Here is a 20,886-nt window from a genome sequence, read left to right as displayed (position 1 = left end):
AGCCCTGAATGAAAAAGGTTCTAGTTGTAGATGATTCAGCATTTATGAGAAAACTTATCAGTGAATTTTTAACGAGCACCAAACAGCTAGAAGTGATAGGGATTGCAAGGAATGGTGAAGACGCAATTGCTAAGATTAAAAGACTTCGACCCGATGTCGTAACCCTTGATGTAGAAATGCCGAAGATGAATGGGATAGATGCGTTAAGGAGAATTATGGAGGAGTGCCCTGTCCCTGTCGTCATGCTTTCTTCCACTACACTTGATGGGGCGGAGGAGACAGTTAAAGCCATGGAGCTTGGAGCTGTCGATTTCGTAACGAAACCATCAGGGACCATTTCTTTGGATCTTCATAAGATTCAAGATGAAATGGTTGAAAAAGTAGTGGCTGCAAGCAAGGTGAATGTGAGGAAAATAACCAGGACGTTTCAGCGGGAAACAGCAAATGACCCCGAAATCGGCTCACTTGAAATGACTGAACCATTACCGAATGATCGTCCATGGGGAGTGAAATCCCCTAAGGTGATTCTGATAGGAACATCGACAGGTGGCCCACGGGCCTTACAAAACGTATTGACAGGGTTACCCCGTCAGCTGGATGCGCCAATCGTTGTCGTTCAGCATATGCCCCCGGGATTTACAAGATCACTCGCCAACCGTTTGGATGGTCAAGCCTCGATAAATGTGAAGGAAGCCGAACACGGTGAAATTCTCGTAAAAGGAACGGCCTATATTGCCCCGGGCGGTGTACATACGAAGGTGGTAGAAACTGGCGGACAATTATCGATCCAACTTTCGAAAGAGGATCCGAGAAATGGTCATAGACCTTCGGTTGACATTTTGTTCGAGTCTGCAAGCCTGATTCGACACTATGCCAAAATAGCTGTGGTTTTGACCGGGATGGGTGCTGATGGTTCGGAAGGACTGATCAAGCTTAAAGAGCAAGGCGAAGTAAAAGCTATTGCAGAATCAAGAGAGACTTGTATTGTGTTCGGGATGCCAAAATCGGCTATCGCTACACGATTAGTGGACAGGGTGGAACATATCGGGGATATCCCTCGATCAATTATGACATACATGGTGTAGGAAGGTGTGGAGCACATGGAGTTGAGTCAATACTTAGAAGTGTTTATAGAAGAAAGTAAAGAAAATCTGCAAACCTGCAATGAGCAATTGCTTGAATTGGAGAAAAATCCGGAAGATCTTACGATTGTCAATGAAATCTTTCGTTCTGCTCATACCCTTAAAGGGATGTCTGCCACGATGGGTTATGAGGATTTAGCAAATCTTACCCATAAAATGGAAAATGTTCTCGATGCAATCAGGAATGAAAAAATAAAGGTTTCACCTGAAATATTGGATGTTGTGTTTAAATCCGTCGATGATCTGGAAGCAATGGTGTTCTCTATTGCCGATGGAGGGGATGGAAAGCGGGATGTCACAGAAGTCGTAGCGATGCTTGAGGCTATAGAAAAAGGGGAAGGTCTACACGCAATACTTGTTGAAAGTGAGGTCGCTGCAACTGCGGAACCTGCTGAAAGACAGACATTTTCCATGCAGTATGAAGCCTTTGAGCAAACGGTCATTCAACAATCCCATGAACAAGGATTCCGTTGTTTTGAAATTTCCGTTTCACTCCGGGAGGATTGCCTGCTTAAAGCTGCCAGGGTGTATATGGTCTTTGAAGTGTTGGGGAAATTAGGTGAAGTCATTAAGTCCCTTCCGACAGTAGATCAGCTTGAGGAGGAGCAATTCGACCATTCCTTCGTTATTGCCGTGGTGTCTAAAGAAGAGGCAGTCCATATAGAGAGTGCGGTGCGCAAAGTATCTGAAGTGGACGAAGTCTCTGTTGTGGAATTGACGAGCCTGGATTTGCTGAATCAGAATCAAATAGAGGATGCCATTACAGAGCCGGCACAGAAAGAAGTTGAAGTGAAAGGACAGGACGCTTCAAAACCTGCCGGAAACGTTACAAAGCATTCGAATCCTTCCAATAAAACGATTCGAGTCAACATTGAACGACTGGATGTTCTTATGAACCTTTTTGAGGAGCTGGTCATTGATAGGGGAAGATTAGAACAAATTTCCAAGGAATTGAATAATCCTGAGTTAAATGAAACAGTGGAAAGAATGACAAGAATATCAGGTGATTTGCAAAACATCATCCTCAATATGCGTATGGTGCCTGTTGAAACCGTATTTAATCGCTTTCCACGAATGGTCAGACAGCTTGCACGGGATTTGAATAAAAAAATCGAATTAGAAATCATCGGTGCAGAAACGGAACTTGATCGAACGGTAATAGATGAAATAGGTGACCCTCTTGTTCACTTGATACGAAACGCATTGGATCATGGTATTGAAATGCCGGAACTCCGTGTGAAAAACGGAAAGCCGGAACAGGGAACCGTCAAGCTGAAAGCGTATCATAGTGGGAATCATGTCTTTATCGAACTGGAAGACGATGGAGCGGGTATCAACAAAGAGAGGGTCCTCGAGAAAGCGTTCCAGAAAGGAATCGTCTCAGGTGAAGCCGTTCATACATTAACCGATCGACAAATCTATGAACTCATACTTGCTTCAGGATTCTCTACAGCCGAACAAATTTCGGATATCTCCGGAAGAGGAGTCGGATTGGATGTTGTAAAAGCGACGATCGAGTCTCTTGGTGGTTCCATTACGATTGATTCCACGGAAGGGCAGGGGTCATTGTTTTCTATCCAATTGCCACTCACCTTATCGATCATTTCTGTCATGCTGGTAGAAATCCAAGACGAAAAGTATGCCATTCCTCTATCTTCCATTATTGAGACGGCAATTGTGAAAAAGGAAGAAATCATGAAAACTCATAATCAGAGAGTGATTGATTTCAGGGGTAAAGTTGTGCCATTGCTGTTCCTTGAGGATGTATTTGAAGTACCTAAACATTCCAAAGATGAAGAATTGTATTCTGTTGTCATTGTACGAAAAGGTGAAAAAATGGCCGGGTTAGTCGTCGATTCCTTTATTGGTCAGCAGGAAGTTGTATTGAAATCCTTAGGGAATTATTTAAACGATGTATTTGCGATCTCCGGTGCGACCATTTTAGGAGACGGGCAAGTAGCGCTGATTGTTGATTGCAATGCGTTAATAAAATAGGAGGTAAGGGTAATGAGTGAAATAATAGATGCAGTGGAAGATCTAAAGCTTATCGTATTTCAATTGGTGGATAAGGAATATGCCATTCCAGTGCACCAGGTACGATCCATCGAGAAGCTGGAACATATTACAAGAGTACCGAGAACTGCCTCCTATGTTAAAGGTGTGATCAACTTGCGCGGGGTTGTGACACCAATTATCGACTTAAGGAGCAGATTCGATTTACCAGTTTCAGAGCCGACTGACAGTACACGTGTGATCATTGCAGGATTAGAGGATAAAGAGGTTGGTTTGATCGTGGATGCTGCCAATGATGTGCTGGATGTTTCCAGAGAATCGATTGAACCCTCCCCGGAAGTTGTGGGAGTCGTCGAAGCTGAGTACGTCGGTGGAGTCGTAAAGCAAAACAAACGACTTCTGATCATTCTCCATTTAGATAAAATACTTCAATCCATCTAAGGGGAGAGAATAGGTTTGGGCTATGAAAAAAAGATAACATCGATGCATTTAGATATATTGAAAGAAATCGGTAATATAGGGGCGGGTCATGCTGCGACTGCCCTTTCCACTCTGCTGGATAAGAAGATTGATATGAAAGTACCGAGCGTTCAAGTCGTTTCATTTGATGAAATGATGGAAATGGCAGGAGGACCTGACAATGTGGTCGTAAGTGTATTCTTACGGATTGAAGGGGAGGCACCAGGGAGTATGTTCTTCCTGTTGCCACTTGAACAGGCGTCTATGTATATCCGGAGCATGATCCGGGATCGCTCCTTCTCTTTTAATGCCCCCCCTTATTCAGAACTGGGGCTTTCTGCCATGCAGGAATTGGGGAATATTCTTTCGGGTTCATATTTATCTTCCCTGTCTGACTTTACAAATCTTAAGCTTCTCCCATCCGTTCCTGCTCTATCCGTTGACATGGCAGGAGCAATCATCGGTTGTGGATTACTGGAAATATCCCAGGTGAGCGATTATGCAATCGTGATAGACACTGCCCTTAAAGAAGAAGAAGTAGAGGAGTCTGAAAGTGTGAAGGGACACTTCTTCCTCTTGCCGGATCCCGATTCCTTTGAAATCATTTTTCAATCATTGGGTGTAAGCCTATGATGGGAACAAGCACTGTAGTAAAGGTCGGAATTGCGGATATGAATATCGTCGAGGGCGAAGGCTCGATCCGCACCTCGGGTCTTGGATCGTGCGTCGGGGTCGTTTTATATGATGATTTTCTCAAACTGGCCGGAATGGTCCATGTGATGCTTCCTCACTCCTCGATCGGTAATGAAACAAGACCGAATCCCGCCAAATACGCCGACACAGGGATCGAAGAACTCATAGGTCAACTAAGAAGCCGTGGGGCAAGCATTAAAAGACTTCAGTGCAAAATGGCCGGTGGTGCCCAAATGTTTCAATTTCAATCGAAGAGTGACGTGATGAGGATCGGTCCAAGAAATGCGGAAGCTGTAAAATTTGCCCTATTGAAGCATGGAGTGCCGGTGGTTTCCGAGGATTTAGGGGGCAACAAAGGAAGAACGATCGAATTCTTTACGTCCACAGGCATTCTTCAGGTACGTACGGTAAATGAAGGTACAAAGGAATTGTGAAGTCATTCATTCTGCTCAGGTAAAATCAATCACTAAGCGTTTCCATGAAAGAATTAGTCAGCAAGGAGGATTCTTATGTCTCAACAACCCACTCGAACAGATGAACAACAATATTGGGAGAAATGGATCAACAGTCGTGATACAGAAGCCGGAGATATGTTAGTGAAAAAGTACATGCCACTTGTGTCGTATCATGTGCAGCGAATTTCCGTTGGCCTGCCAAGGAACGTCTCGAGAGAAGATATTAAGAGTCTTGGTTTGATGGGGTTACTGGACGCACTTCAGAAGTTTGATCCTACAAGAGATTTAAAGTTTGATACATATGCGTCGTTCCGGGTCAGAGGGGCGATCCTTGATGGGCTGAGAAAGGAAGACTGGCTTCCCCGGTCTACAAGGGACCGGGCGAAGAAGATCGAGGCCAGGACCGTGGAACTCGAACAAACGCTTTTACGTCACGTGACCGCAGAGGAAGTAGCCGCTTCATTGGAGATGACGCCGGATGAAGTATACCAGACCACAAATGAGCATTTCTTTGCCAATGTCCTTTCCATGGATGAGCAATTGACTGATGACGATCACGAATCTCAAAACTATTCCATTAAAGATCATAAAACGATTTCACCCGAAGAAGAAGTATTGAAAGGTGAAAAACTGAATGAATTAGAGAAAACGATCTTGACCCTTTCAGAGAAAGAGCAGCTTGTGTTAAGTTTATTCTATAAGGAAGAACTGACGCTGACAGAAATCGGGGAAGTCATGAGCTTGTCTACATCCAGGATTTCGCAGATTCATTCAAAATCCATTTTCAAATTACGAAATCTACTGGGCTCATAAATGCTGTGAAAAATAAGGGTGCATTAACCCAAAAACAATACACACTGTTGGACTGTCCCTGGAGTATACGCTTACGGGAGCGGTCCTTTTCTTTGCCGGAAAAAAACAAGCTGAAAGAAGTAGTAAAATCAAAAAAATAGGGTGATGACATGGTAACATTTCTACTATTTATATCTTTTCTTCTAAATATCGTTTCCCTGCTTTCAATCGTCATTTTATACTCAAGGCAAAACCGCTTTGTAAACATGGAAAAAGAGCAAAAGAAGATCATTGTTGAAATGGAAGATATCATTTCAGCTTATCTGATTGAAATGAAAGAAGAAAATGATGAATTCATGCGAAAATTCAGTACACAAGTCCATAACGACAAAGAAAACGTCTTTCACACCGAAGAAAATGAACAAGAGGATCCCCGGTCTTCTGAGAATGTCACAAAGTGGACAGGTGGAGGATATAAGCGCGCTTCAAAAGCTTATAAACAGATGAAAGACCATGGGCCGGACCCCGAGTATCAAACCAAAGAATCCGAACAAGACCCACTCTTGCAAAAAGTCTTGGCTTTAAAGAAAAAAGGGATGTCAATTGAAGAAATAGCTGAATCTCTCGGGAAAGGTCAAACAGAAATCGAGCTCCTGCTGAAATTTCGTCAAATTATGTAGGAAGTCCTTGCCTGTCTGGGATAGGTATGCTATAGTATTCATGGTGTGATTACACACGTTTCTCGATTGGGGTAGATGGTGCTATTTTGTTAAATAGTTTCTACTTTCCAGATGACGGAAACGGAGGAGAAAAACAAAACCATTTAGGAGGAAACACACATGTCAGTAATTTCTATGAAACAATTGCTTGAAGCTGGTGTACATTTCGGACACCAAACTCGCCGTTGGAACCCAAAGATGAAGAGATACATCTTCACTGAGCGTAACGGCATCTACATCATCGACCTTCAAAAAACAGTTAAAAAGGTTGAAGAAGCTTATAACTTCGTGAAAGAGCTAGCTGGTAACGGCGGTAAAGTTCTTTTCGTAGGAACAAAGAAACAAGCACAGGAGTCTGTTAAAGAAGAAGCAGAACGTGCAGGTATGTACTACATCAACCAACGTTGGTTAGGTGGAACACTTACAAACTTCGAAACAATCCAAAAGCGTATTACACGTCTTAAAAACATCGAAAAGATGGAAGAAGACGGTACGTTTGAAGTACTTCCGAAGAAAGAAGTTGTACAACTTAAAAAAGAACATGAGCGCTTAGTTAAATTCTTAGGCGGAATCAAAGATATGAACACGCTACCTGATGCATTATTCATCATCGACCCTCGTAAAGAGCGTATCGCAGTAGCAGAAGCTCGTAAACTTCATATCCCTATCGTGGGTATCGTTGATACAAACTGTGATCCGGATGAAATCGATGTTGTCATTCCTGCGAATGATGATGCGATCCGCGCGGTCAAGCTTCTGACAGGTAAAATGGCGGATGCTATTTTAGAAGCTAAGCAAGGTGAAGAAGCAGCTGTAGCAGCTGAGTAATCAACGAAAGGTGATAAGAGGGCTTACCCTTATCACCTTTTTTTAAAGAATATTCACATGTACTGCACTCTACCAGAGTGTCGGTACATTTATGACTCATACCAATAGGTCCCTGAAGTCTACATAGTCAATCTAAGGAGGAAACCCACTATGGCAATTACTGCACAAATGGTTAAAGAACTTCGTGAGAAAACTGGCGCTGGAATGATGGATTGTAAAAAAGCGTTAACAGAAACTGACGGAGACATGGACAAAGCAATTGACTTCCTACGTGAAAAAGGAATCGCAAAAGCAGCTAAAAAAGCGGACCGTATCGCAGCTGAAGGAACTACTTACATTGCAAGCGAAGGAAACACTGCAATCATTCTTGAAGTGAACGCAGAAACAGATTTCGTTGCGAAAAACGAAAACTTCCAAAACCTTGTTAAAGAACTATCTGATCATCTTCTTGCCAACAAGCCGGCATCTGTTGAAGAAGCTCTTGAGCAAAAAATGGCAAATGGTTCAACTGTAAATGAATTCATCAACGCTGCCATCGCTAAAATCGGGGAAAAGCTTACTCTTCGCCGTTTTGAAATCCGTACAAAAGATGATAACGCTGCGTTCGGTGAATACCTGCACATGGGTGGCCGCATTGCCGTTCTTACAGTAGTGGAAGGTACGACTGACGCAAGTGTAGCGAAAGATGTTGCGATGCACGCTGCAGCATTGAATCCTAAGTACGTTTCCCGCGATCAGGTTTCTGCTGAAGAAGTAGAACGTGAGCGTGAAGTACTTAAACAACAAGCACTAAACGAAGGAAAGCCTGAAAACATCGTTGAAAAAATGGTGGAAGGCCGCCTTGGTAAATACTTTGAGGATATCTGTATCCTGGATCAAACATTCGTTAAGAATCCAGACCAAAAAGTACGTCAATACCTGGAAGCAAACAAAGCTACTTTAACTGATTTCACTCGTTACGAAGTAGGAGAAGGTCTTGAGAAGCGTCAAGAAAACTTCGCTGAAGAAGTAATGAATCAAGTTAACAAATAAGATCAGCTAAAGTTGAACATTATTTAGTAGGGAACACCTAGTGTGTTCCCTATTTTTCAAGAAAAATTCTATTTTATGGAGGTTCCCATGAGCGTTCCGAAATACAAACGTGTCGTTCTTAAACTTAGTGGAGAAGCATTAGCAGGTGATGATGGCTTCGGAATTAATCCTTCTGTCATTAAAAATGTAGCAGAAGAAGTAAAAGAAATCGCTGAACTTGATGTAGAAGTAGCAGTTGTCGTTGGCGGAGGAAATATCTGGCGTGGTAAAATAGGCAGTGAAATGGGAATGGATCGTGCATCTGCAGATTATATGGGGATGCTAGCGACCGTCATGAACTCTTTGGCTCTTCAAGACAGTCTAGAACAGATGGGAATCGAAACAAGGGTTCAAACATCCATTGATATGCGCCAAGTGGCAGAGCCATACATTAGACGCAGAGCCATCCGTCACCTAGAGAAGAAACGGGTTGTCATCTTTGCGGCAGGTACAGGTAATCCATACTTCTCGACGGATACTACAGCTGCGCTCCGAGCGGCGGAAATCGAAGCAGAAGTGATTCTTATGGCTAAGAACAACGTAGATGGTGTATACTCAGCAGATCCTAAGAAGGACGAAACGGCTGTTAAATATGAAGAACTATCCTATTTAGATGTTCTGAAGGAAGGCTTAGCCGTAATGGATTCAACCGCATCTTCTCTATGTATGGACAATGATATTCCGCTTATTGTATTCTCAATTATGGAGAACGGAAATATCAAGAGAGCCATCACTGGTGAAAATATCGGTACAATCGTAAGGGGGAAATCATAATGCCAAACACGATCATCACAAATGCAAAAGAAAGAATGACAAAAGCCATTCAAACATTTTCACGTGAGTTAGCGAGCATCCGTGCAGGAAGAGCCAATGCCTCACTGCTCGATAAGATCTCGGTTGATTACTATGGTGCGCCGACACCAGTCAATCAATTAGCTGGAATCTCTATTCCTGAAGCCCGTATGCTTGTCATACAGCCTTATGACAAATCCGCTCTAGGTGACATCGAGAAGGCAATCCTAAAATCGGATCTGGGCATTACACCTACAAGTGATGGGAACATCATCCGTATCGTCGTTCCTGCTCTAACGGAAGAGCGACGCAAGGAGCTTGTGAAGCTTGTGAAAAAAGAAGCGGAAGATGCAAAGGTCGCCATCCGTAATATTCGCCGTGATGCTAACGATGAATTGAAGAAAAAAGAGAAGAACGGTGACATCACTGAAGATGATCTTCGTGGTTACTCTGATGATGTTCAAAAAGCGACAGATGAAAGTATCGTCAAAATTGATAACATCGCAAAAGATAAAGAACAAGAAATGCTGGAAGTGTAATCTTTCATAAACGAATCATTAGGGGCTGTCCTGTAAGTGAACTCATATTCCTTATGGGCCGGTCCCTTTGTTTTGGTAGAGAGCCAAGAATAAACGACATAGCTTTCCTTTTCTCTGAGGGAGCGTTTTGTTCCGGTCGTGATTGGGCGAACGACCTGGACAAAACGTTCTAATATCTACTTGAATATACATAATCTATTTTCTTAAAGATATCTTCCTTGTTTTTTGATATGATAGTAAAGGTAAATATTTTTTGGATTGTTGGTGGAGGATTTTTTATGCTAAACAAGCTTAAACAATGGAAACGACAGCAAACTTCCGAGGAAGTGGATGATCGATTTCAGGAATTACTAAAACACCCGATTCCGGGTCATATAGCGATCATTATGGATGGTAATGGGCGATGGGCCAAAAAAAGAGCGTTGCCAAGGGTGGCAGGACATCATGAAGGCATGAAGTGTGTCCGCAAGATTACCAAATTGGCAAATGAACTGGGACTCGAAGCCTTGACCTTATATGCCTTTTCTACAGAGAACTGGAAACGCCCTAAAATGGAAGTAGAGTTCCTTATGAAATTACCAGAGGAATTTCTGGGGACGTTTCTTCCCGAATTGGTTGAAGAAAATGTGCAAGTGAAGATGATGGGCTCTCCGGATGCTTTGCCTATCCATACTAGGACCGCCGTTAAAAAGGCCATGGAAGCAACAAAGCACAATGACGGGCTAATCCTGAACTTTGCTTTGAATTACGGCAGCCGGTCAGAAATCATCGATTCTATGAAGCATGTCTTAAAAGATGTCCAGAATGGAATACTAGATGAGAGTGATTTAAACGAAGAACTGTTTTCAAGTTATTTGATGACTAAAGATTTAAAAGATCCAGACCTGCTTATTCGAACGAGTGGAGAAATCCGCTTAAGTAACTTTATGCTTTGGCAATTGGCTTATACCGAGTTCTTTTTCACAGATGTACTGTGGCCGGATTTCGGTAAGGAACATCTAGTTGAAGCCATCGAGGCATATCAAGGTCGTTCAAGAAGATTTGGTGGGTTACAAAGCGAGGAATCCTAATGAAACAAAGAATTATTACAGCAGTGGTAGCGGCAGCGATATTTTTACCAATCATCATTTTTGGCGAAACGCCATTCATTATTTTAATGTATCTGATCGCTTCCATCAGTTTATACGAGGCTTTAAAGATGAGGGGGCGTTGGATTTTCAGCATCCCGGGCTTGTTATCCCTTGCTCTTTTGTGGGTGTTCCTCATTCCGACGGAAACAATCGGGATCATTACAGATTTCGGATACTCCAAGATTGAGCTTGCCTTTCTTGCCGTGCTATTATTTTTAACGTATACAGTGGCGACCAAGAATCGCTTCAATTTTGATGATGTGGCGTATTCACTTTTAAGCGTTTTGTATGTGGGGATCGGTTTCTTTTATTTCATGGAAATTCGATTATTAGAAAATGGCGTGCAATATGTCTTTTATGCGTTATTTATCATTTGGGCAACCGACTCGGGTGCTTATTTCATCGGCAGAGCAATGGGGAAAAAGAAGCTATGGCCGGAAATCAGCCCGAATAAGACCGTTGAAGGATTCGTTGGTGGCATCATCTGTGCTGTCATCGTGGGTGTCATCATGACGTTTTTCATCGATCTTGATATGTCCATCCCTAAACTTGTGATCGTGACAGCGATTCTATCTATTTTTGGGCAGATAGGGGACTTAGTGGAGTCTGCTCTGAAAAGGCACTACAAAGTGAAGGATTCAGGACAATTACTGCCGGGACACGGTGGTATGCTGGATCGTTTCGATAGCTTGTTATTTGTTTTACCCCTTCTTCACTTTCTGTTATAACATTGATTTAATGTGAGGAAGGTTGTAATCGGGAGGAGTGTAGGTGTTGAAGAAAATCAGCTTGATGGGTGCTACAGGGTCCATTGGGACACAAACCCTGGATGTCATCAGGGAACATCCTGAAGAATTTAGACTGACAGCCATGTCTGTCGGCAAAAATATAGAAGAAGCCAGGAACATGATCACTGAATTCAATCCCAGGCTCGTATCCGTACAGCGTAAAGAAGATGCTGAAACATTATCGAGGGAATTTCCTTCATCTGTAAAAGTCCTTCATGGTGAAGAAGGATTAGTGGAAGTAGCGTGTCACCAGGAAGCCGATATCCTTGTGAATGCTGTACTTGGTAGTGTAGGGTTATATCCTACCCTTCAAGCCATCGAGGCTGGGAAAACGATTGCGATCGCGAACAAAGAAACTCTTGTAACAGCCGGTCATCTAGTAATGGAAGCAGCGAGGGCAAAAGGGACGTCCCTGCTGCCGGTGGATAGTGAACATTCCGCCATCTTCCAGGCACTTCAGGGAGAACGGGAAAAGAACATCGAAAAGTTAATCATTACAGCGTCCGGTGGAAGTTTCAGAGATCGTACGAGGGAAGAATTGGTCGGTGTCACGGTACATGAAGCGCTGAATCATCCAAATTGGTCAATGGGAGCTAAGATCACCATCGACTCGGCATCCATGATGAACAAAGGGTTAGAGGTCATTGAGGCTCATTGGTTGTTCGATATTCCATACGAGCGGATCGACGTTGTTCAACACAGGGAAAGCATCATCCACTCGATGATTCAATTTCATGACTCATCTGTCATGGCCCAACTGGGGACACCGGATATGCGTGTTCCCATTCAATACGCCCTTACCTATCCAGACAGGCTTCAAAGGCCTGGGAAAAGGCTGGACCTTGTAGAAATAGGAAAACTCCATTTTGAAGAAATGGATTTAAATCGCTTCCGGTGCCTGGCTTTTGCATACGAAGCGGGAAAGATCGGGGGGAGTATGACGACGGTGCTGAATGCCGCAAATGAAGCAAGCGTAGCGCTGTTCCTGGATAATAAAATATCTTTCCTCGACATAGAAACATATATTGAAAAGGCTATGAATGCCCACCAGGTAATACATAGACCTGACCTTGAAACCATACATGAAATAGATCTCGAGACCCGTCGACTCGTTTCAAGTTGGTTGTAGGCAAGAGTCTTTAGCATGTTTACACAGACTGTTACGTAGAATGATAGTGGACATGTTTCTTGCGGGATACTTTAACATTTAAATCTGTTACCAACAGGTTATAAAAAAGGTGGTTTTTTATTTGCAAACGGTGATTGCCTTTATTGTTATTTTTGGGGCTTTAGTATTTTTTCATGAACTTGGGCATTTAATCTTCGCTAAACGTGCAGGGATCCTATGTCGTGAATTTGCCATAGGATTTGGTCCTAAAGTATTTTCTTATAAAAAGGATGAAACAACCTACACCATTCGCTTACTGCCGCTGGGGGGCTTTGTGCGGATGGCCGGAGAGGATCCGGAAATGGTGGAGCTCAAGGCGGGTCATCGTGTGGGGCTTGTACTCGATCAGGATGAAAAGATCGTTAAAATTGTCATGAATAATAAAGATCGCTATCCTAATATTCGTGTCATCGAAGTGGAAGAAGCGGATCTCGAACATAGACTGCATATCCGTGGATATGAGGAAGACGAGGAAGAATTGAAAACCTTCCCTATTTCACGCGATGCGGTATTCATTGAAGATGGTGTGGAAACGCAAATTGCCCCATGGGATCGTCAATTCGCTTCCAAGACCCTTCCCCAAAGGGCATTGGCCATCTTTGCCGGACCTTTATTTAATTTCATTTTGGCCTTCTTTATCTTTATCCTAGTCGGTCTATTACAGGGTGTACCCACAAACGACCCGGTACTTGGGGAATTGACTGAAGACGGGGCAGCGAAAGAGGCAGGCCTTCAAAAGAATGACATCGTCATGAGTATCGACGGGAAAGAAATATCCACTTGGGAAGATATTGTGACGGTTATTCAGAAACATCCGGGAGATGAACTGAGATTCAATGTTGACCGGGATGGTTCAAATGCTGAGATCCCTGTCACTCCAAAGCCTCAGGAAATCGAAGGCAAAGAGATAGGGATCATCGGTGTTCACAGCCCCGTGGAGAAGTCACCACTCAAGGTCGTCTCAAACAGTGCCCAGCAAACCTATGAATGGACCAAAATGATTTTTGTACTGTTAGGGAAGCTCGTGTCTGGAGAATTTTCCATCGATGCCTTATCAGGACCAGTGGGAATCTATCAATCGACAGACGTAGTGGCGAAATCAGGAATATACTATCTGATGAGATGGGCAGCAATCCTCAGCATCAACCTGGGAATCATGAATCTATTACCGATTCCGGCCCTTGATGGAGGCAGACTTCTATTCTTCGCCGTAGAAGCGGTCAGAGGAAAACCTGTAGATCGTCAAATGGAAGGAATGGTCCACTTCGTCGGATTCGCCCTTCTCATGGTACTCATGCTCGTCGTAACATGGAATGACATACAAAGATTTTTCCTTTAGAATTCAACGAATGAAACAAAACAGGCAGTTTCTCCCTTTGTAATCAAAAAATGAGGGTGTTACTGCCTGTTCATTTAAGTTAAAATAGTGAGAAGGAAATTCTTACACTACATAAATAATCTATATGGTATGAGGTGCTAGTAAATGAAGCAACAAAATACATTCATCCCGACACTAAGGGAAACACCTGCTGATGCAGAAATCAAAAGTCATCAGCTTCTCTTGCGTGCGGGATTCATCAGACAAAATGCCAGCGGGATCTATAGTTTTCTGCCACTCGGAAATAAAGTGTTGAAAAAAGTAGAAGAAATCATCCGAGAGGAATTGGATGCAGCAGGTGCTGTTGAATTGCTTATGCCTGCCCTTCAACCTTCTGAACTTTGGAAGGAATCTGGCCGCTGGGGAACGTATGGACCGGAATTGATGCGAATGAATGATCGTCATGACCGTGAGTTTGCCCTTGGAGCCACCCATGAGGAAGTCATAACCAGCTTAGTGAGGGATGAAATTAAATCCTACAAGCGGCTGCCCCTCACCATGTACCAGATCCAGACGAAATTCCGTGATGAGAAACGCCCCCGCTTTGGACTATTGAGGGGAAGGGAATTCATCATGAAGGATGCGTATTCTTTCCATTCGTCATATGAGAGCCTGGACGAGACGTATGATGCATTATTTAAAGCCTATTCCAACATTTTCAGTCGATGCGGTTTGAATTTCAGGGCGGTCATAGCTGATTCCGGTGCCATGGGCGGTAAAGATACACATGAATTCATGGTGTTATCAGAGGTTGGTGAAGATACAATCGCCTATTCTGATTCATCTGATTATGCAGCGAATATTGAGATGGCTGAAGTGGTGGATGCCTACAGCGAATCAACCGAAGAGATGCTTGCAATGGAAAAGGTATCAACGCCTGATGTAAAGTCCATTGAAGAAGTATCATCTTTCTTAACCGTAGAGAAGGACCAATGCATTAAGTCTCTTTTGTTTAAAGTGGATGATGAGTTTGTTTTGGTATTATCCCGTGGCGATCACGAAATCAATGATATTAAAGTGAAGAATCTTTTTAATGCAGGTGTGGTTGAGCTTGCTTCTGCTGAAGAAACGAAAAAGGTCACCGGTTGCGAAATTGGTTCGATAGGTCCCTGTTCGTTAAACATGAAGATTGTAGCTGATCAGGCGGTCAAATACATTCGTAATGGAGTGTCGGGGGCGAATGAATCAGGATTTCATTTTACCAATGTGAATCCTGAACGTGATTTTGAAGTTTCTCAGTATGCTGACCTGCGTTTCATTCAAGAAGGCGATCCTTCTCCTGACGGAAATGGAACGATTATATTCGCAAAGGGAATAGAAGTAGGCCATGTTTTCAAACTGGGAACCAGGTATTCCGATGCTTTAGGAAGCTCATTCCTTGATGAAAACGGCCGGTCTCAATCCGTCATCATGGGCTGTTACGGTATAGGAGTCTCCCGTACGTTAGCTGCGGTTGCTGAACAATTCAACGATGACAGGGGTCTTTTATGGCCAACGAATCTGTCTCCATACGACCTTCATTTAATACCCATCAATATGAAGGATGAAGCACAGGCAACACTCTCAAATGAACTATATGACATGTTTAAAGAAAACAGATATGAAGTATTAATGGATGATCGAGCTGAACGTCCGGGAGTGAAGTTTGCCGATTCAGACTTGATTGGCCTGCCGATCCGCGTAACGGTCGGAAAGAAAGCCGGAGAAGGAATCGTAGAAGTGAAAGTAAGAAAAACCGGTGAAATGTTAGAGGTTCATAAAGATGAGCTCCTCTCCAAGTTGCAAGAACTATTCAACACTCTTTCTTAAATTTAAAAGGGCTCGACTTTAAAGGAGGCCATCCTTTTGCTGTCAGCCCTTTTTATTCTGTATATAAAATGATTCAAGAGTAGAAATGGGGGAAAGGAATATGGGAGAAAAGCCCCTGGGCAAAAGGGAAAGGTTTCAATTGTTGCTGCAACAGTTAGGCTTAACAGAGGATGCCTTTGTTCAGTACTTCAGACATGCTGAAATTGAGAAATTGGCAGTGTACCGCAAGGAAAAGAAATGGCATTTTTACTTCACGTTTGAAGAAATCATCCCTTGTAACGTGTGGAGCAAATTTTCCATTGCACTGCAAACATCCTTTAAACATATTGCCAATGTAGGCTATTCGATCAAAGTGTTGAATCCTGATGTAACGGATCAGCATATTTTAGATTACTGGCAGGATTGTGTGAAAGAGATTCAAGGGATATCACCACCCTTATTAAAATTATTAAATACTCAAAAGCCGAAGATCAATGGAAACAAAATCATTGTTCAGACTTCAAATGACACAGAAGCAACACAGCTCAAAAGAAAATACGGAGATATGATCACCTCCACCTTCGAAAATTTCGGTTTTCCCAGATTTGTTCTGGATGCAGAGGTAAGTCAAGTAGAAGAACAAAGCAATGAATATGAGAAATTTCTGGAAGAAAAGCTTAAAGAGGATCAGGAAAGAGCAAAACAGGCACTAATCGAAATGGAAAAAGCAGAAAAAGAGGGTCCAAGGGATGCACCAAGTGGTCCATTCATGCTTGGGCTTACGATCAAAGACGATGCTGATTTCCGGAAAATCGAAGAAATTTATGACGAAGAGCGTCGTATCGCCATTGAGGGTTATGTGTTCGATTGTGAGACAAGAGAACTCAGGAGCGGACGCACCCTGCTCACATTTAAGGTGACCGATTACTCAAGCTCGATTTTGGTCAAAATGTTCTCCAGGGATAAAGAGGACGCAGCAGTCATGAACAACATGAAGAAAGGTATGTGGGTCCGCTGCCGCGGAAGCATACAAAACGATACATTTGTACGGGACCTTGTGATGATTGCCAATGATGTAAATGAAATCAAGCCGGTACTTAGACTCGATACTGCCCCTGCAGATGGAAAAAGAGTAGAGCTTCACATGCATACTCCAATGAGCCAGATGGATGCCGTCTCTTCCGTGGCAAGCCTAGTGGCCCAAGCGAAAAAATGGGGCCATAAAGCGGTTGCGATAACAGATCATGCCGTTGCGCAATCCTTCCCGGAAGCCTATAACGCAAGTAAGAAAAACGATATTAAACTGTTATATGGTGTGGAAGCCAATCTTGTGGATGATGGGGTCCCGATAGCCTACAATGATCGCGATCTTCCCCTCGATGACAGCACCTATATTGTGTTTGACGTGGAAACGACCGGGCTTTCCGCAGTCTACGACACCATCATTGAACTCGCCGCGGTGAAAATAAAAGATGGAGAGGTCATTGATAAATTCGAGTCATTTGCAAACCCTCATCATCCGTTATCAGCCACTACGATTGAGTTAACGGGCATTACGGATGATATGGTACAGACGGCTCCAGAGATAAATGATGTCCTTCTCAGATATCATAAATGGGTGGGGGATGATATACTGGTCGCCCATAATGCATCCTTTGATATGGGGTTCTTGAATGCCGGATATCAAAAAGCCGGTATCGAGAAAGCTTCCAACCCCGTCATAGATACATTGGAGCTTGCAAGACTGCTTTATCCGCAATTTAAGAATCACCGTCTGAATACACTGGCAAAGAAATTCGATATCGAATTGACCCAGCATCACCGGGCCATCTATGATGCAGAAACAACGGGCTATCTCCTTTTGAAGATGTTGAAAGATGCAGTCGAAAAAGGGATCACGAACCATAATCAATTCAATGATTATATGGGGAAAGGTGATGCGTATAAACGTTCAAGACCATATCACTGTACATTGATTGCCCAGACGGAAGAAGGACTTAAAAATCTTTATAAGCTTGTTTCCATTTCTCACATGAATTATTTCTTCAGGGTACCTAGGATTCCTCGCTCCCAACTGCAAAAGTACCGCACGGGAATCCTGGTAGGATCAGGTTGTGACAAAGGGGAAGTATTCGAAGGGATGATGCAGAAAGGAAAAGAAGAGGTTGAGGAAAAGGCCCATTTCTACGATTATCTGGAAGTTCATCCTAAAGAAGTGTACCAGCATTTGATTGAATTAGATCTCGTTCAAAGTCAGAAGAACCTGGAAGATATCATCCAAAATATCGTTGAGCTGGGGAGGAAACTGGATAAGCCAGTTGTGGCGACTGGAAACGTCCACTATTTAAATGAAACGGATAAAATTTATCGTAAGATCCTCGTGGGGTCACAAGGGGGAGCCAATCCGTTGAATCGTCATGAACTTCCTGACGTTCATTTTAGAACAACCAATGAAATGCTGGATGCGTTCTCTTTTCTGGGAACAGAAACGGCTAAAGAGATCGTAGTGGATAATTCGAATAAGGTTGCCGATATGGTAGACGTCATTAAGCCGATAAGGGACGATCTATATACACCGAAAATCGAAGGTGCCGACGAGGAAATGCGCCGGATGAGTTATGCCATGGCTAAAAGTATCTATGGGGAGGTACTTCCGGAAATAGTTGAAGCCAGAATAGAAAAAGAGTTAAAGAGTATCATCGGACACGGTTTCGCTGTCATCTATCTAATCTCTCATAAGCTGGTTAAAAAATCATTGGACGATGGTTATCTGGTTGGTTCAAGGGGATCGGTCGGTTCTTCTTTCGTAGCGACAATGACGGAGATCACCGAAGTAAATCCACTGCCGCCTCATTACGTCTGTCCGTCCTGCAAGAAGTCTGAGTTCTTTGATGATGGTTCAGTCGGATCGGGCTTCGACCTCCCTAATAAGGACTGCCCGGATTGCGGGGTTCCTTATAAGAAAGACGGACATGATATACCGTTTGAAACCTTCCTGGGATTCAAAGGAGACAAGGTTCCGGATATCGATCTGAATTTCTCTGGGGAATATCAGCCGAACGCTCATAACTATACAAAGGTCCTTTTCGGGGAAGACAATGTATATCGTGCAGGTACGATCGGGACGGTGGCGGAAAAGACCGCCTACGGGTATGTAAAAGGATACGCGAATGATCATCAGCTGCAGATCCGTGGAGCGGAAATTGACCGTTTGGTAAGTGGATGCACCGGTGTCAAAAGAACAACCGGGCAGCATCCTGGAGGAATCATCGTTGTACCTGATTATATGGATATCTTTGATTTCTCACCTATCCAATTTCCTGCTGACGATTCGAATTCTGAATGGAAAACGACGCATTTTGATTTCCATTCCATACATGATAATCTCCTGAAACTGGATATCCTGGGACACGATGACCCGACTGTCATCCGTATGCTTCAAGATTTATCCGGAATCGATCCCAAGACGATTCCGACCGATGACCCTGAAGTGATGAAAATCTTCAGCGGTACAGAATCCCTGGGTGTAACAGAAGATCAAATCATGTGTAAGACCGGGACACTCGGGATCCCTGAATTCGGGACGAGATTCGTCCGTCAGATGCTTGAAGATACAAAGCCGACAACGTTCTCCGAGCTGGTCCAAATTTCAGGGCTTTCACACGGTACCGACGTATGGCTCGGGAATGCACAAGAACTCATTCATAACAACATCTGCAATCTGAGCGAAGTGATCGGGTGTCGTGATGATATTATGGTATACCTGATCTATCAGGGACTCGAGCCTTCACTTGCTTTTAAGGTCATGGAATTTGTCCGTAAAGGAAAAGGTCTTCAGGAAGAATGGGTAGAAGAAATGAAGAAGAACGGTGTACCGGATTGGTATATCGATTCCTGCCTGAAGATCAAGTATATGTTCCCGAAAGCCCATGCTGCCGCATATGTATTAATGGCTGTTCGTATTGCGTACTTTAAGGTGCATCATGCGCTACTTTACTATGCCGCTTATTTTACCGTTCGGGCTGAAGATTTTGATATCGAAGCGATGGTAAGAGGATCACAGGCTATTAGATCAAAGATCGAGGAAATCAATAGTAAAGGCCTGGATGCATCACCGAAAGAAAAGAATACGTTAACAGTTCTTGAGTTGGCACTTGAAATGTGCGAAAGAGGTTATAAGTTCCAGAAAGTTGATCTGTACCGTTCAGCGGCTGCTGAATTTGTGATCGATGGTGATACTTTGATCCCGCCGTTCAACTCCATACCCGGACTTGGAACCAATGCTGCCTTCAATATTGTGAACGCAAGGCAGGATGGGGAATTTCTATCTAAAGAAGATCTTCAGCAAAGGGGCCGCGTGTCCAAGACCATTATCGAGTATCTGGATAATCACGGATGCCTGGAAGCTTTGCCGGATAAGAACCAATTATCTCTGTTCTAAGACTGATACCATGGGAATTGTTTGCATAAACATGTTGATTATGGTATATTTTTATTGGAAATACTAAAGATAGCTCTAAAGGTAGAAGAGTGGGGTCGCACCCCACTCTTTCGTTATTACATGGAGATTTTTTGAACTATCATTTCTAGTCTTGGTGCACGATTTTCATATAGACCAGGAGGTAAGTATGAGCAAAATAACAACACTAGTAGAAGAAATTGTTACACCAATCTTAGATGACATGTCTTTGGAACTCATTGATATGGAATATGTTAAAGAAGGATCCAATTGGTTTCTTCGCATATTCATCGACAAGGATTCCGGTGTTGACATTGAAGAATGCGGAATAGTAAGTGAAAGACTTAGTGAAAAGTTAGATGAAATTGACCCAATTCCTCATAATTACTTTTTAGAAGTTTCTTCACCGGGTGCTGAACGTCCTTTAAAGAAAGACAAGGACTTCGAAAAAGCCATCGGCAAAAATGTTTATGTGAAAACGTATGAGCCATTGAACGGCGAAAAAGCATTCGAAGGAACACTTCTTTCCTATACTTCAGACCAATTATCATTAGAAGTAACCATTAAGACTCGAAAAAAGAAGGTTGAAATTCCAACAGATAAGATAGCCATTGCACGATTGGCTGTTACATTTTCATAGGAACTAACCGCACTATAAAGGGGGATGAAACC

At 43.1% G+C, this 20,886-nt stretch carries 18 protein-coding genes; all 18 read left to right on the top strand.

Annotated features, from left to right (window positions below):
- Positions 1-8: 8 nt before the first annotated feature.
- The 18 genes from ACSQ2E_RS13585 (at position 9) to rimP (ending at position 20,854) form a co-directional block, all read left to right on the top strand.
- Positions 9-1,085, top strand: coding sequence for a protein-glutamate methylesterase/protein-glutamine glutaminase (locus ACSQ2E_RS13585; protein ID WP_435991310.1), 1,077 nt, complete (start codon positions 9-11; stop codon positions 1,083-1,085).
- A gap of 15 nt (positions 1,086-1,100) precedes the next feature.
- A complete protein-coding gene (locus ACSQ2E_RS13580) occupies positions 1,101-3,137 on the top strand; it encodes a chemotaxis protein CheW (RefSeq protein ID WP_435991308.1) in 2,037 nt (678 codons plus the stop codon).
- 12 nt (positions 3,138-3,149) lie between these two features.
- A complete protein-coding gene (locus tag ACSQ2E_RS13575) occupies positions 3,150-3,596 on the top strand; it encodes a chemotaxis protein CheW (RefSeq protein WP_435991306.1) in 447 nt (148 codons plus the stop codon).
- A 42-nt stretch (positions 3,597-3,638) separates the two neighbouring features.
- Positions 3,639-4,247 (top strand): chemotaxis protein CheC, encoded by a 609-nt coding sequence (locus ACSQ2E_RS13570; RefSeq protein WP_435994540.1) that lies wholly within the window; start codon positions 3,639-3,641, stop codon positions 4,245-4,247.
- Entirely contained in the window at positions 4,244-4,741 is a 498-nt protein-coding gene (locus ACSQ2E_RS13565; RefSeq protein ID WP_435991304.1) for a chemotaxis protein CheD, read from the top strand. The genes ACSQ2E_RS13570 and ACSQ2E_RS13565 overlap by 4 nt, the downstream gene beginning before the upstream one ends.
- A 75-nt stretch (positions 4,742-4,816) precedes the next feature.
- A complete protein-coding gene (locus ACSQ2E_RS13560) occupies positions 4,817-5,575 on the top strand; it encodes a FliA/WhiG family RNA polymerase sigma factor (RefSeq protein WP_435991302.1) in 759 nt (252 codons plus the stop codon).
- Positions 5,576-5,724: 149 nt separating this feature from the next.
- A complete protein-coding gene (locus tag ACSQ2E_RS13555; RefSeq protein ID WP_435991300.1) occupies positions 5,725-6,234 on the top strand; it encodes a DUF6115 domain-containing protein in 510 nt (169 codons plus the stop codon).
- Positions 6,235-6,393: 159 nt separating this feature from the next.
- A complete protein-coding gene (rpsB, locus tag ACSQ2E_RS13550) occupies positions 6,394-7,101 on the top strand; it encodes a 30S ribosomal protein S2 (protein WP_034760179.1) in 708 nt (235 codons plus the stop codon).
- 150 nt (positions 7,102-7,251) lie between these two features.
- Positions 7,252-8,133 (top strand): translation elongation factor Ts, encoded by an 882-nt coding sequence (gene tsf / locus ACSQ2E_RS13545; protein WP_258263276.1) that lies wholly within the window; start codon positions 7,252-7,254, stop codon positions 8,131-8,133.
- Between the two features lie 87 nt (positions 8,134-8,220).
- The gene (gene pyrH, locus ACSQ2E_RS13540; protein WP_435991297.1) at positions 8,221-8,946 is read left to right on the top strand and encodes a UMP kinase; all 726 of its coding nucleotides are present in this window, start codon (positions 8,221-8,223) and stop codon (positions 8,944-8,946) included.
- Positions 8,946-9,503, top strand: coding sequence for a ribosome recycling factor (frr, locus tag ACSQ2E_RS13535; RefSeq protein WP_098440752.1), 558 nt, complete (start codon positions 8,946-8,948; stop codon positions 9,501-9,503). The genes pyrH and frr overlap by 1 nt, the downstream gene beginning before the upstream one ends.
- A gap of 278 nt (positions 9,504-9,781) precedes the next feature.
- Positions 9,782-10,573, top strand: a complete 792-nt coding sequence (locus tag ACSQ2E_RS13530) for an isoprenyl transferase (RefSeq protein ID WP_435991294.1) — start codon at positions 9,782-9,784, stop codon at positions 10,571-10,573.
- Positions 10,573-11,361, top strand: coding sequence for a phosphatidate cytidylyltransferase (locus tag ACSQ2E_RS13525; RefSeq protein WP_435991292.1), 789 nt, complete (start codon positions 10,573-10,575; stop codon positions 11,359-11,361). The genes ACSQ2E_RS13530 and ACSQ2E_RS13525 overlap by 1 nt, the downstream gene beginning before the upstream one ends.
- 46 nt (positions 11,362-11,407) lie before the next feature.
- Positions 11,408-12,550, top strand: coding sequence for a 1-deoxy-D-xylulose-5-phosphate reductoisomerase (gene dxr, locus ACSQ2E_RS13520; RefSeq protein WP_435994538.1), 1,143 nt, complete (start codon positions 11,408-11,410; stop codon positions 12,548-12,550).
- A 121-nt stretch (positions 12,551-12,671) separates the two neighbouring features.
- Positions 12,672-13,928 carry an RIP metalloprotease RseP gene (rseP, locus tag ACSQ2E_RS13515; protein WP_435991290.1) on the top strand — a complete coding sequence of 419 codons (1,257 nt, stop codon included), beginning with the start codon at positions 12,672-12,674 and terminating at the stop codon, positions 13,926-13,928.
- Between the two features lie 144 nt (positions 13,929-14,072).
- Positions 14,073-15,776, top strand: a complete 1,704-nt coding sequence (locus tag ACSQ2E_RS13510; RefSeq protein WP_435991288.1) for a proline--tRNA ligase — start codon at positions 14,073-14,075, stop codon at positions 15,774-15,776.
- Positions 15,777-15,876: 100 nt separating this feature from the next.
- The gene (locus ACSQ2E_RS13505; protein WP_435991286.1) at positions 15,877-20,196 is read left to right on the top strand and encodes a PolC-type DNA polymerase III; all 4,320 of its coding nucleotides are present in this window, start codon (positions 15,877-15,879) and stop codon (positions 20,194-20,196) included.
- A gap of 187 nt (positions 20,197-20,383) precedes the next feature.
- On the top strand, positions 20,384-20,854 hold the full coding sequence (rimP, locus tag ACSQ2E_RS13500) for a ribosome maturation factor RimP (protein ID WP_034760152.1): 471 nt from the start codon (positions 20,384-20,386) through the stop codon (positions 20,852-20,854).
- The last annotated feature ends 32 nt before the right edge of the window (positions 20,855-20,886 follow it).

The sequence above is a fragment of the Rossellomorea sp. LjRoot5 genome (genome assembly GCF_964253455.1).
Lineage (GTDB): Bacteria > Bacillota > Bacilli > Bacillales > Bacillaceae_B > Rossellomorea.
The sequence above is the reverse complement of the archived record's forward strand: the minus strand, read 5'-3'. Positions and strand labels throughout refer to the sequence as shown.

Coding starts and splice junctions, on each gene's coding strand:
- rpsB (WP_034760179.1), top strand. CDS start 6,394: ATGTCAGTAATTTCTATGAAACAATTGCTTGAAGCTGGTGTACATTTC.
- ACSQ2E_RS13510 (WP_435991288.1), top strand. CDS start 14,073: ATGAAGCAACAAAATACATTCATCCCGACACTAAGGGAAACACCTGCT.
- ACSQ2E_RS13505 (WP_435991286.1), top strand. CDS start 15,877: ATGGGAGAAAAGCCCCTGGGCAAAAGGGAAAGGTTTCAATTGTTGCTG.
- frr (WP_098440752.1), top strand. CDS start 8,946: ATGCCAAACACGATCATCACAAATGCAAAAGAAAGAATGACAAAAGCC.
- ACSQ2E_RS13555 (WP_435991300.1), top strand. CDS start 5,725: ATGGTAACATTTCTACTATTTATATCTTTTCTTCTAAATATCGTTTCC.
- ACSQ2E_RS13560 (WP_435991302.1), top strand. CDS start 4,817: ATGTCTCAACAACCCACTCGAACAGATGAACAACAATATTGGGAGAAA.
- ACSQ2E_RS13525 (WP_435991292.1), top strand. CDS start 10,573: ATGAAACAAAGAATTATTACAGCAGTGGTAGCGGCAGCGATATTTTTA.
- ACSQ2E_RS13570 (WP_435994540.1), top strand. CDS start 3,639: ATGCATTTAGATATATTGAAAGAAATCGGTAATATAGGGGCGGGTCAT.
- ACSQ2E_RS13585 (WP_435991310.1), top strand. CDS start 9: ATGAAAAAGGTTCTAGTTGTAGATGATTCAGCATTTATGAGAAAACTT.
- ACSQ2E_RS13530 (WP_435991294.1), top strand. CDS start 9,782: ATGCTAAACAAGCTTAAACAATGGAAACGACAGCAAACTTCCGAGGAA.
- ACSQ2E_RS13580 (WP_435991308.1), top strand. CDS start 1,101: ATGGAGTTGAGTCAATACTTAGAAGTGTTTATAGAAGAAAGTAAAGAA.
- pyrH (WP_435991297.1), top strand. CDS start 8,221: ATGAGCGTTCCGAAATACAAACGTGTCGTTCTTAAACTTAGTGGAGAA.
- ACSQ2E_RS13565 (WP_435991304.1), top strand. CDS start 4,244: ATGATGGGAACAAGCACTGTAGTAAAGGTCGGAATTGCGGATATGAAT.
- tsf (WP_258263276.1), top strand. CDS start 7,252: ATGGCAATTACTGCACAAATGGTTAAAGAACTTCGTGAGAAAACTGGC.
- rimP (WP_034760152.1), top strand. CDS start 20,384: ATGAGCAAAATAACAACACTAGTAGAAGAAATTGTTACACCAATCTTA.
- ACSQ2E_RS13575 (WP_435991306.1), top strand. CDS start 3,150: ATGAGTGAAATAATAGATGCAGTGGAAGATCTAAAGCTTATCGTATTT.